Genomic DNA, 11889 nt, shown 5'->3' with positions numbered 1-11889 from the left:
GGCCTTGAATTTCTTGGGTGTCTTCGTGTCCTTTTCCAGCTACCAGAACGATGTCGCCGACAGCCGCCCGTTCGAGTGCCCAGGCGATGGCTTCACGGCGATCGCGGATCGTGACGGTATTACCGAGACGACAACCGGACCGAATATCCTGGATGATCTGGTCGCCATTCTCGGAGCGGGGATTGTCATCGGTCAATATGACGCCATCGGCCAGATCTTCTGCGACGGCACCCATCAGCGGCCGCTTGCCGCGGTCGCGGTCGCCGCCACACCCGAAAACCACCCACAACTTGCCTTCGCAATGCCGACGCAAGCTCCGCAAAACACTGGCAAGGGCATCGGGGGTATGGGCGTAATCCACGACAGCGGTCCGCCCTTGCTCGGAAAATCGTTCCATGCGTCCCTGCACGGGGCGAACATTCTTGAGCAGTTCCGCTGCTTCGGGCAATTCCCAACCCAAACCAAGCAAAACGGCCAAGGAAGCAGCCAGATTTTCCACGTTGAAATCGCCGTAGACCGGTGCGAACACATCGGCAAGCTGCTGACGATACCGTGCCTGAAAAGCAATTCCTCGCGAATCTTGATGTACGACGCTTACGGAGACCACGGCTCCAGATTCGATTTTTCGCTCGCGCGAACTAAAAGCGACCAATTTTAGATGAGATGGTGCCCGGCTCAAAATGGCGTCGGCGGTCGGATCATCGGCGTTGAAAACCACGAATTCGAGCCCCGGCCAAGCCAGAAGACGTAACTTTGCTTCCAGATAGGCATCCATCGTACCGTGGTAATCCAGATGATCACGGCTGAAATTCGTGTATAGCGCCCCCTTGAAACGGACGCCGTTGAGTCGACCCTGAACCTGGCCGTGGGACGAGGCTTCCATGGCTATGAACTTGACGTCTTGGCCGTGCAGGCGAGCCAAAAGATCGTGAACTTCGATGGCGTCCGGCGTGGTGTGGTGAGTAATCTCGAGTGAGCCGGGCACCCCCCAGCCCAGAGTTCCGATTACGGCAGCCGGCGCTTTAGCCGAAAGTGCATCGGCGAGGAAGTGGCTACACGAGGTTTTGCCGTTGGTGCCGGTAATGCCGACAATGTCCAAGAACGCGGACGGCTCGCCGAAAAAACGATCCGCGATAAAGCCGATTTTTTGGTCGAGCGACTCGACCGGCATGCAGGGCATTCCGGCAATACCCCGTGCCAAGACATCGCCGTCATCCGCAGGATCATAAATGATGGCCGAACAACCTTGCCGAATCGCCTGTTCGGCATGGTGCATGCCATGCGAACGGTGTCCCGCCAGCGCCACGAAAAGATCGCCTGGACGAGTGCGCCGACTGTCATGACTGAGTCCGCCGACCTCAACCGAACGCGAAACGGGAGCATCGACAAAGCCGGACAATAAGGCATCCAGCCTGTGCGCCCGAATCTGTGTTTCGACGGTCGTCATGCGGGCTCATCCTGCTGCGCGGCGAGGATTGGCATGATATCTCCCTGATCCGGGGCGATGTTCAACAATCGCAAAGCCCCCTCCATGACACGCGAGAAAACAGGCGCGGCCACCGCTCCGCCGTAATACTCGCCTGCTGACGGCTCATCGATCATGACCACCATGACTAGGCGTGGCTTGCTTGCGGGCGCCATTCCCGCGAAAACCGACAAATAACGCGAAGATGAGTAGCCGCCCACCCCGCTTTTCTTGACCGTCCCGGTCTTGCCGGCCACGCGAAAGCCTGGAATGGCAGCCTTCAGCGCGGTCCCTTCACGGGTCACGACTTGCTCCAGCATTGCGCGCACGCCGCCAGCGGTCTGGGCCGACATGATCCGATGCAATTCGGGTGAGTTGTTTCGCTTGACCAGACTTACCATGGGCATCACCCCGTCATTGGCCAAGGACAGGTAAGCTCTCGCGAGCTGTAACGTCGAGGCGGATACGCCATAACCAAAGGACAAGGTCGCCTGTTCGAACGGACTCCAGCCTTGATAGTCCGCAAGGCGACCATTGGCCTCACCGGGAAAACCGGTCTCCAAAGGTTGGCCGAAACCTAGATTGTTATAGAACGCCCAGAACTTTTTCGAAGGCAAGTTGAGCGCGATCTTCGTGACGCCCACGTTGCTCGACTTTTGAAGGACATGCGCAACATCGAGAACGCCATAGTTGTGGATATCCTTGACGATGTTGTGTCCCACGCGCATCGTACCCGGCGCCGTATCGATTACGGTATCGGGGCGGTACAGTCCGAGCTCCAGGCCCAGGGCCACAACAAACGGTTTCATCGTCGAACCCGGCTCGTAAATATCGGTGATCGCCCGGTTGCGCGACGCACTGCCCTTGACCTGAGTACGGCTGTTGGGGTTGTAGGAAGGCTGATTGACGATCGCCAACACTTCACCCGTCTGAGTATCCAGCAACGCCAAAGAGCCGGAGCGCGCTTGATGCTGAAGTACGGCTTTCTTGAGTTCTCGATACGCTAAATATTGCAGGCGCTGATCGATGCTCAGAGCAAGATCCTTGCCGGGTACCGGCGGCCTGATGCTTTCCAAGTCTTCGATGACGCGCCGCTTGCCGTCACGGATTATCCGCTTGGCGCCCTCCACGCCCTTCAGCCAATCGTCGTAGGCCAATTCCATCGCCTCTTGGCCCTTGTCATCGATATTGGTAAAGCCGACCAGGTGAGCAGCCACTTCTCCGGTGGGATAGTACCGACGATATTCGCGCTCCGAATAAACACCCGCGATGCCCAGCGCAATCACCTGGTCGGCCAATTCTGGGCTTATCCTTCGCTTCAGATAAGCGAAACTGCGATGCTCGTCGCTTCCGACGTGTTTCTCGAGCGCGCCGGACGATAGGCCTAGAAGATCCGCCAAGGCTTTGCGCTTGTCCGCCGGAATCTGTGCCTCGCGGAACTCCTTCGGATTGACCCAGATGGATTTGACCGGCGTGCTAATGGCCAGCAACTCTCCGTTACGATCAAAAATCCGCCCCCGGTGCGCCGGCACCGGTAATATCCCGACGTGACGCAGATCGCCTTGACGTTTTAAGAATTGTCGATCCAACACCTGTAGGTAAACGGCGCGTCCGATCAAACCCGTCATGGCGACCAGCATAACGATCAACAGAAAATACCAGCGACCGCTGTAGTCTGCCTCATTTACCGGCCTGGGTTGGATAATCAACATATTTCGGCGCGACGTCTAAGGTTTGATATAAATGATTGATTCTCTAGCAGGCAACATCATGCCCAAGCGGCCGTGCGCCAGCCTCTCGATACGGCTATGCTCGGCCCACGTATTTTGCTCGAGCTGCAACTGTCCCCATTCCTCGTCATAGGCGTCCAGCTCCTGCTCGAGCTGCTGAACCTCGGCGAACAACATCCTCGAGCGATACTTGGTGTACACAACACCCAAGGCAGAGGCCACGGCCACCACAAGCAACATCAGCAGAAATCTCATGATTGGATGCGCTCCGCCACGCGCAGGACCGCACTTCGAGCACGCGGATTGCTTCGAACTTCCTCCGGCTCCGGCATGCGAGCTTTACCGATGCGCTTCAGCCTTCCAGGCTCGGTAGGGTGCAAGGAAAAATGCGAGAGCACCGCCCCTCCGCGCTCCTCATCACGCATAAATCGCTTCACGATCCGGTCCTCCAATGAATGAAAAGCTATGACCACCAACCGCCCGCCGGGCTTTAGTACATCCATGGCTTGCCGCAGTCCCTGCTCAAGCTCCTCCAGCTCTCTGTTTATGAAGATGCGGATCGCCTGGAAACTCCGCGTCGCCGGATGTTTGCCTCTTTCTCGCGTGGGAACGGCCTTTTCGATGAGCTCGACCAATTCGCCCGTGGATACGATCGGGCTTTTCGAGCGCCTCTCGATGATCGCCCCGGCGATGCGCCGGGCATAACGCTCCTCGCCGTAATCCCGAAGCACGCTGACCAGCTCGCTCTCGGACGCACCCGCGAGCCATTCGGCCGCCGTCATGCCTCGGCCGGTATCCATGCGCATATCCAAAGTACCGTCGCGCATAAAACTGAATCCCCGGCCCGCCTCATCCAACTGAGGCGAAGACACGCCTAAATCCATCAACACTCCGGCGACATGACTTGACCATCCGCGGAGCTGTACAAATTCGCGCAGACTCGCAAAACTGCCGTATTCGAGGGCAAACCGCGGATCCGTCATAAGCCGCTGGGCCTCTTCGGAGGCTACGGCTTCGGGATCTTTGTCCAAAGCCAGCAGTCTTCCTTCCGGCCCCAAGCTCTCGAGGATTGCTCCACTATGTCCGCCACGCCCGAACGTGCAGTCGACATACAAGCCGTCAGCCTTCAGTGCCAAACCATCCAGCACCTCACGCAGCATGACCGGCCGGTGCGCCCGATCTTCCTGACTCACAGCGCCAAAGATCCCAACTCGGGCGACAAGTCCTCCAGGCTCTCCAGGCGCTCCTCTTCGATCCACTCGTCACGAGAGGCATTCCAGGAATCCTCGTCCCAAATCTCGAATTTATTACCTTGACCGATCAGCGCCACACGCTTTTCCAATCCGGCGAACTTCCTCAAAGGCTCGGGAACCAGGAACCGTCCCTGGCCATCCATCTCACACTCGGTGGCATGGCCGATCAACAGGCGCTGCAAACGCTTTGCCTGTTTATTTAGAGAAGGAAGCTTCACCAGCTTGCGCTCAATCTCTTCAAACTCGGGAAGCGGGTAGAGCATGAGGCATTTGTCCAGACCGACCGTAACCACCAATTGGCCGTCACAATTCTCATGCAACTCCGCTCGATAACGCGTAGGCATGGCCAGACGACCTTTTTCGTCGAGATTGATGGAGTTAACGCCTCGAAACAAGAAATCCCCCTACTTCCATTGGGCTCCATTTTTTTCCACTTATTACCACCTGAATGGAATATAGAAATCATCTGCAACCAAGTCAAGCAAGATCCTTGAATATTTTTTCGGGGCAATGGCATAGTCGAAACCAACCTCGACGAAGGCGCCTCGACTGGAAGGTTCTTTTTAATAATCAACAATTTGTTACATACACCGAGAGAGACTTCGGTGCTCGATGAACTCGACGAGAAACCGTGAATCAGCGGATTGTCAGTTTTCACTGCGCGAGCGCGGCAAAAACGGGCTTGATCGGCGATCCAACCCGAAGGTCGATATTGCTCGAAACCCGTCACGCCAAACTCGTTGATCGGTTGGGATACGCGCCATGAAGGGAATAGAGTTCTGTCGTGGATAGAGGCAATGCCTCTATCCATCGAAAAATTTGCAGATGAAGTTGAATGAAATCGGCGTCGCTGGCGGCGACTAGATCAGACAATGACGAAAAAGATCATTCCGGAGTGGAGAAGCTTTTCCGAGGAATAGGCCTAACGACCACCATCCCCCGGAAAATTACAAAAATCGATCATGCACGAATCGGAAAACATCGCCCCAGGGCTGCAAAAGCCCCGGAGAAAGCAAACTCATTTCGTCGCCTTCTTCATAAATCCGATGCTCCCCTCTTTATTAACGTTTGCGTAGTTGTTGATACAGAAACCAATCGAAAAGGCTACGGAAGCCACAAGCAAGCCAGTTAACAGAAGCTCAACCCAAGTCATCACAATCATTTAAACCTCCCGCGGGTATCAACCGACTAATGATCGCCAGCGGTTCCATCATATTACGCCACTTTACGTTTACAATAATCAAAATTATATAAATATTGATTCCTCACAAGAAACTATAATGATCGATAGATGCAAACGTTGACCAAGCTTCTTTATATTAAGAATCGCTTGCCCCTGAACGACAACGCGGCACACGCGAAACGACACCGAAGGCTAATTTCCGGCGAGCAGAGGAAATGGATTGATAGCTCTACCCCCTGGAAGATAGAGGCCATAGTGAAGGTGGCTCGGCGTAGTGCGAGCGTTACCCGTATTCCCTACGTAACCCAAAAGATCGCCTGGCCATACGATATCCCCTACCCGGATCGGTGCCACACGTTCGAAATGAGCGTAATAGTGAACCTGACGGCCGGGCCCCAACACCGAGACGACATTCCCGCCTAATCGATTCTGTCCGACTCTCATAACAATCCCGTGCGTAGTCGAACGGACAGAGGTTCCTTTGGGAGCGAAGATGTCAATCCCCTCATGCGTTCGGCCGCCGCTTCTTATCGCTCCCCATGTATCTTGCAGATTTCGTGGTTTAACACCGGCGACGGGAACCGGCAGAGTGGTCGGCGGGTTTTCAAACAGAAGCCGGACAACAAAGACGGAATCTCGCACTATAGATCCCGGAAGGAGACTCGGAACCCCAAATAGAAAAAAAACAGCGATAAAGCCTTTAAGGATACGCAACATGCAACCCCAATAAATTCATCGTTCGTTATTAAATCTCCACGTAAAATTCTTACGTGAAGTTCAGCTCGAAACTTAGACTGATTACGATGAATTCTTTCCCGAATTGTCTATCGTTGGAGACGGGAGGAGACGGATTCGGCAGCGGACTCAAGCGCCGGCGAGTTACCGAACATGACTATTCAAAGACAACTTGGCGCTGCGCGCGACAAGGCAGAAGGCGAGTATTTCGGCGCTTCCCTGCGCCGTGTAGCACTGGGACCGACGAGGTCCAGTCGATGAAAGCCGGTTTAATGATCCGTCTGAGAACTGGTGGAACTAGCTTGCTCTTCAGTCGGATCTACCGTGTTCTTACCGAGCCCGGAATAGACGGGGCACCAGCGAAGACGAGCAGAAGCCAATAGAATACCGCCTACGATCAACAGCGGGATATTGGCCAGAAATACCGAGACTAGCGCCAGTGCGGCGCCGACACCGTAACGGATTTTCTGGTCTTTAAGCCCGACGTTGAGCTCGCGTTTAGTCATTTTTTTTATATCGAAACTCATCGCTAACCTCCTCTCTCAAAGAGAGTGCGATTGTGCAAGCTTCATATCAATCGCGCAAGCTGATTCCATTAAAATAGCACCATGGACATTACCCCGATTATCGATCCCCTGAATCCGGCTCAGCGAGAGGCGGTAACTTCGCCCACTCCGGCCCTTCTGGTATTGGCCGGCGCCGGAAGCGGCAAGACCCGCGTACTCGTACATCGCATCGCCTGGTTGATGCAGGTGGAAGGCACGTCGCCCCACGGCATCCTGGCAGTCACGTTCACCAACAAAGCGGCGAGCGAAATGCGCGGACGTATCGAAAGTCTGCTGAACATATCCGCTCAAAACTTATGGGTCGGCACCTTCCACGGACTCGCGCACCGCCTGTTGCGCCGTCATGCCAAGGAAGCGGGATTGCCAGATGCCTTCCAGATCCTCGACTCGGACGACCAGCATCGGCTCATCCGTCGTCTGCTCAAGAGTCTCGACCTGGACGAGGCCCGTTGGCCGCCACGCCACGTACAATGGTTCATCAATGCCCACAAAGAAGAAGGACGCCGAGCCCGTCACCTGCCGGAGTCGTACGATCCATTCCAAAAACAGATGCAGCGCATCTATCTGGCTTACGAGGAACTCTGCGAGCGGTCGGGCCTGGTCGATTTTGCCGAATTGCTGTTGCGCGCCCACGAATTCCTGCGGGATACACCCGAAGTGCTGGATCATTACCAGCGCCGTTTCCATCACGTACTAGTAGACGAATTCCAGGACACCAACCGAATTCAGTACGCCTGGCTGCGGCTTCTCACCCGCGAGCGCGAGAATCTGTTCGTCGTTGGCGATGACGATCAGTCCATCTACAGCTGGCGCGGTGCGAAAGTCGAGAATCTCCATAAATTTCAGAAGGATTATCCAAGTCACCGTCTGATTCGGCTGGAGCAGAACTACCGTTCCACCAGCAACATATTAAATGCCGCGAACGCCCTCATCGCGAATAACGAAGGCCGACTCGGAAAAACCCTATGGACCGACGGCGGCATCGGCGAGCCGATTTCGGTATATGCCGCCTTCAACGAGCAGGAAGAGGCTTATTTCGTGGCCGAGCGGATAAAGCAGTGGGGGCAAGAAGGTAACGCCCGCCGAGATGCGGCAATCCTTTACCGCTCCAACGCTCAATCCCGCCAGTTTGAAGAGAAATTGCTGGCCATGGGAATTCCCTATCGGGTCTACGGCGGACTTCGCTTCTTCGAACGGGCGGAAATCAAGGACGCTCTCGCTTATCTCCGCCTGATCGCCAACCGCCATGACGACCCCTCCTTCGAACGAGTCGTCAATACGCCCGTGCGCGGCATCGGCGCCAAGACACTCGACTTGATCCGTGATTTAGCCCGCTCGGAGCGCTGCTCTCTTTGGCAGGCGGCGGAAATGCTCGGCCGCGACGCCGCGTTGCCCACCCGCGCCAGGAATCCCTTAGCCGGCTTTCTGCAACTGATTGAGACCATGACCCGAGACACGGCCGAGCTTTCTCTTTGGGAACAGGTGCAGCATGTTATTCCCACCTCGGGTCTCCGAGCCCATTATGAAAAGGAAAAGGGCGAACAGGCCGAAGCGCGAATCGAGAACTTGGACGAATTGGTCAACGCCGCCCGCCAGTTCGAATACGAGCCGCAACTGGATACGGAGCTTTCAAAGCTCGACCAGTTTCTGTCCCACGCCGCGCTGGAGGCCGGGGAGAATCAAAGCGACGAGTTCGAGGACTGCGTTCAGCTCATGACCCTGCATGCGGCCAAGGGACTGGAGTTCGAATTGGTGTTCATCGCTGGACTCGAGGAAGGATTGTTTCCCAGCCTGCAATCGCTGGAAGAACCGGGACGCCTGGAAGAAGAGCGCCGCCTTTGCTACGTCGGCATCACCCGCGCGAAGCGCAAACTTTACCTCACCTATGCCGAAGCCCGGAGGTTGTACGGCAAGGAAACCTATCCCCGCCCCTCGCGTTTCCTACGGGAGATTCCGTCCGAACATCTTCAGGAAGTCCGCATGCGCGGAAGCATCGGCCGACCCATGATTTCCTCACAGCCGTCAACCAGCACCACCGACAATAACGGTATTTTTAAGCTGGGACAGCGTGTTCGCCACGCAAAATTCGGGGAAGGCGTTATCCTTCAGTACGAGGGGGAAGGCAATCAAGCCAGGGTTCAGGTGAATTTTGCCGAATCCGGAGTCAAGTGGCTGATGCTCGCATACGCGAATTTACAGCGGCCTTGAAAAAGCCGCCTTGTCGCATGTTCGGCCTCGGTCAAGCATTTTTCTTCTCTTCCATCATCCGCTCGAGAATGGGGCGGAAAATGATTTCCATGGCCAGCCCCATCTTGCCGCCGGGCACGACGATCGAGTTGTAGCGGGACATGAACGAGTCCTTGATCATCGACAAAAGATTTTGGAAATCTACGTTGAACTTGCGTGGATTCTTGAAGCGGATAATCACGAGGCTTTCGTCCGGCGACGGAATGTCACGTGCGATGAATGGGTTCGAGGTATCGACCAGAGGCACTCGCTGAAAATTGATATCCGTCTGGGAGAACTGCGGAGTGATGACCTTCACGTAATCGTACATGCGTCGCAGAATCGTATCGGTCACGTCCTCCGGCTTGTAGCCGCGTTCCGCAGTATCCCTGTGGATTTTCTGAATCCATTCCAGATTGACGATGGGGACCACACCCACCAAGAGGTCCGCATATTGCGGAATATTCACGACCTCGTTCTTCACAGCGCCGTGCAATCCCTCATAAAACAATAAGTCGGTTCCCCCGGGAATATCGCCCCACGGCGTGAAGGTACCCGGTTTGTACCCCCCCAGACGCTGGCCTTCTTCCTCGTTGTGGATGTAATAGCGACGCTTGCCGGTGCCAGTTTCGCTGTACTGCCGGAACAAGCTTTCTAAATCCTCGAGCAAGTTCGCCTCGACGGCGAAGTGACTGAAATGCCGGCCCTCCGCTTGAGCATTGGCGATATGGCTACGCATTTCGGCACGGTCGTAACGGTGAAAACTGTCACCCTCCACCACCGCCGGCTCAATGTTCAGCCGAAAGAACAAATGCTCGAACGCCTGTTTTACGGTAGTCGTACCTGCACCCGACGAACCGGTGACAGCGATGACGGGATGTTTCTTGGACATGAGAGCCTCCTCCTATTTCGTTATTCTAACCGCACGGGCGCATGTATGGACCACGAGGCCACCCTAAATTCACGGCAGACTGCATCCAACCCGATGCAAGCGGCGACGACGCAGTACGGGCAAAAAGCGATATCGACCAACCACCTCATCACCGCCGCCCCCTGAAAACGCCTAATTCAACCATAGTGCACGGAACGACGGTGGCAGACTGCCGCCACGTCGAAGCTCTGCGCTACCCTTGCTGAATTTAAGATCACGACTGAACACCGGCCTGAGGATATTGCATAAGAAGAATCAATGAGTCCATACTTTCAAGATAAATAATTCTTTATAGATTGCCTGTTGGCGCGAAAGCATGAACATTACACTTCGGCAGTTAAAAGTCTTTGAGAGGGTGGCACGCCGCCTGAGCTTCACCCGCGCGGCGGAGGAGCTTTATCTGACGCAACCTGCCGTTTCGATGCAAATCAAACAATTCGAGGATGTCATCGGTTTGCCGTTATTCGAGAGGTTGGGCAAAAAAATTTACCTGACCCGGGCCGGGGAAGAACTATATCGGCTGAGCCGCACCATCTCGTTGCAATTGGAAGAAGCCGAACAACTGATCGAGGAACTGAAAGGCACGGAAGGCGGGCGTTTGGCCGTGTCGGTTGCCAGTACCGTTCATTATTTCGCTATCCGCCTTTTGGCCGATTTTTGCCGGCGTTATCCGAAAGTTAAGGTCAGCTTTAAAGTCACCAACCGCAAAGGGCTGCTCCAGCAACTCGACGACAATGAGGCCGACATCGTACTGATGGGGCAGCCGCCGGAGGATCAGGACTTGACGGCAGAAGCATTTATGGACAACCCCTTGGTCGTCATCGCCCCCGCCAATCATCCGTTGGCGGGCCAAAAGAGCATTCCGTTGAGCGAACTGAATCATGAAACCTTCCTCATGCGGGAGCAGGGATCCGGCACCCGCAATGCGGTCGAGCGCTTCTTGTCGGAAAAGGGCGTGCAAATTTCCGCCAGCATGGAAATGAACACCAACGGCGCCATCAAACAGGGCGTGGAAGAAGGACTCGGGCTTGGCATTGTTTCAATACATACCGTAGAACGCGAACTGGAAGACGGCCGGGTGGTCGTTTTAGATGCGGAATCGTTTCCCATCATGCGCCAATGGTACATCGTGCATCGGGCCGGCAAACGCCTGTCCGCAGTGGCACGGGAGTTCGAGGAATTCGTCCGAACCGAAGCCGGCCGATTCGTCAATAGCGACATCATCACGACCGCCTTGAACGGAAAGAATTAGCGCTCCCATTCATTAGGAGCGCGTCAGCCGAACGTTATCGATCAAGCGAGTTTTGCCCAGCCAGGCCGCTGCCAGTATGACGAGACGGGAATCGTCCTGTCCTGCCGGTACCAGATCGGATTCGCGCCGGATGCTGAAATAATCCGGACGAAATCCGGCGGCTTGCAAGGTTTCGATCTGCTGCCGTTCGATACGGTCGAAATCGCTATCGCCCCTGCAAATTGCCTCCGCCGCGAGGCAAAGGCAGCGATACAAGATAGCCGCCTGTTCCTTCTGCTCGCTCGTGAGATACGCATTTCTAGAACTCATCGCCAATCCGCTCGGCTCTCTGATGGTCGGGACGGCGCGAATGCGCACGGGAAAATCGAGATCCGCCACCATGCGGCGGATTATCAACAGCTGCTGATAATCCTTCTCGCCGAACAGCGCGATGTCGGGCTGCACCAGGTTGAAGAGCTTGCTGACGATAGTGGCGACACCTCGGAAATGTCCCGGCCGGAACCGACCGCAGAGTTCATCGGACAAACCCGGCACCTCGACGAAAGTTG

At 55.5% G+C, this 11889-nt stretch carries 11 protein-coding genes; 3 read left to right on the top strand and 8 right to left on the bottom strand.

The genetic code is table 11. The features are described 5' to 3' along the window. From ABJK70_RS12295 to mraZ, 5 genes are all read right to left on the bottom strand, one after another. The coding region (locus tag ABJK70_RS12295; RefSeq protein ID WP_347258126.1) for a UDP-N-acetylmuramoyl-L-alanyl-D-glutamate--2,6-diaminopimelate ligase at nucleotides 1-1447 on the bottom strand (1447 nt) is incomplete at its 3' end. Then, complete coding sequence (locus ABJK70_RS12290; protein ID WP_077728489.1) at nucleotides 1444-3177, bottom strand: penicillin-binding transpeptidase domain-containing protein; 1734 nt, start codon at nucleotides 3175-3177, stop codon at nucleotides 1444-1446. The genes ABJK70_RS12290 and ABJK70_RS12295, both read right to left, overlap by 4 nt. Nucleotides 3178-3192: 15 nt before the next feature. Continuing rightward, a complete protein-coding gene (gene ftsL / locus ABJK70_RS12285) occupies nucleotides 3193-3450 on the bottom strand; it encodes a cell division protein FtsL (protein WP_077728490.1) in 258 nt (85 codons plus the stop codon). Beyond that, nucleotides 3447-4388: a 16S rRNA (cytosine(1402)-N(4))-methyltransferase RsmH gene (gene rsmH / locus ABJK70_RS12280; RefSeq protein ID WP_077728491.1), complete on the bottom strand. Its 942-nt coding sequence runs from the start codon at nucleotides 4386-4388 to the stop codon at nucleotides 3447-3449. The genes ftsL and rsmH overlap by 4 nt, the downstream gene beginning before the upstream one ends. Then, nucleotides 4385-4843: a division/cell wall cluster transcriptional repressor MraZ gene (gene mraZ / locus ABJK70_RS12275; protein ID WP_077728492.1), complete on the bottom strand. Its 459-nt coding sequence runs from the start codon at nucleotides 4841-4843 to the stop codon at nucleotides 4385-4387. The genes rsmH and mraZ overlap by 4 nt, the downstream gene beginning before the upstream one ends. 440 nt (nucleotides 4844-5283) lie before the next feature. On the opposite strand from mraZ, the gene ABJK70_RS12270 reads away from it, so the two are divergent. Continuing rightward, nucleotides 5284-5580: a hypothetical protein gene (locus tag ABJK70_RS12270; protein ID WP_133717623.1), complete on the top strand. Its 297-nt coding sequence runs from the start codon at nucleotides 5284-5286 to the stop codon at nucleotides 5578-5580. A gap of 1055 nt (nucleotides 5581-6635) precedes the next feature. Here the strand turns inward: ABJK70_RS12270 and ABJK70_RS12265 are convergent. Next, nucleotides 6636-6893, bottom strand: coding sequence for a DUF2892 domain-containing protein (locus ABJK70_RS12265; protein ID WP_077728494.1), 258 nt, complete (start codon nucleotides 6891-6893; stop codon nucleotides 6636-6638). A gap of 81 nt (nucleotides 6894-6974) precedes the next feature. Here ABJK70_RS12265 and uvrD point away from each other — a divergent pair, with 81 nt between their 5' ends. After that, a complete protein-coding gene (gene uvrD, locus ABJK70_RS12260) occupies nucleotides 6975-9140 on the top strand; it encodes a DNA helicase II (RefSeq protein ID WP_347258125.1) in 2166 nt (721 codons plus the stop codon). Nucleotides 9141-9171: 31 nt separating this feature from the next. Here the strand turns inward: uvrD and ABJK70_RS12255 are convergent, their stop codons facing one another. Next, on the bottom strand, nucleotides 9172-10050 hold the full coding sequence (locus ABJK70_RS12255) for a phosphoribulokinase (protein WP_210023768.1): 879 nt from the start codon (nucleotides 10048-10050) through the stop codon (nucleotides 9172-9174). Between the two features lie 355 nt (nucleotides 10051-10405). On the opposite strand from ABJK70_RS12255, the gene ABJK70_RS12250 reads away from it, so the two are divergent. Next, a complete protein-coding gene (locus tag ABJK70_RS12250; RefSeq protein WP_077728497.1) occupies nucleotides 10406-11341 on the top strand; it encodes a LysR family transcriptional regulator in 936 nt (311 codons plus the stop codon). 12 nt (nucleotides 11342-11353) lie between these two features. Here ABJK70_RS12250 and ABJK70_RS12245 read toward each other — a convergent pair. Beyond that, a partial coding sequence (locus tag ABJK70_RS12245) for a pantoate--beta-alanine ligase (protein ID WP_347258124.1) occupies nucleotides 11354-11889 on the bottom strand: 536 nt, incomplete at its 5' end.

Origin of the sequence: Methylocaldum sp. (assembly GCF_039794385.1) — a bacterium.
Classification (GTDB): Bacteria; Pseudomonadota; Gammaproteobacteria; order Methylococcales; family Methylococcaceae; genus Methylocaldum.
This window is presented reverse-complemented; position numbering and strand designations above follow the sequence as displayed.

Excerpts from the sequence above, each read along its gene's own strand:
- ABJK70_RS12255 (WP_210023768.1), bottom strand. The coding sequence starts at position 10,050 with ATGTCCAAGAAACATCCCGTCATCGCTGTCACCGGTTCGTCGGGTGCA.
- ftsL (WP_077728490.1), bottom strand. The coding sequence starts at position 3,450 with ATGAGATTTCTGCTGATGTTGCTTGTGGTGGCCGTGGCCTCTGCCTTG.
- uvrD (WP_347258125.1), top strand. The coding sequence starts at position 6,975 with ATGGACATTACCCCGATTATCGATCCCCTGAATCCGGCTCAGCGAGAG.
- ABJK70_RS12290 (WP_077728489.1), bottom strand. The coding sequence starts at position 3,177 with ATGTTGATTATCCAACCCAGGCCGGTAAATGAGGCAGACTACAGCGGT.
- ABJK70_RS12270 (WP_133717623.1), top strand. The coding sequence starts at position 5,284 with ATGAAATCGGCGTCGCTGGCGGCGACTAGATCAGACAATGACGAAAAA.
- ABJK70_RS12265 (WP_077728494.1), bottom strand. The coding sequence starts at position 6,893 with ATGAGTTTCGATATAAAAAAAATGACTAAACGCGAGCTCAACGTCGGG.
- ABJK70_RS12250 (WP_077728497.1), top strand. The coding sequence starts at position 10,406 with ATGAACATTACACTTCGGCAGTTAAAAGTCTTTGAGAGGGTGGCACGC.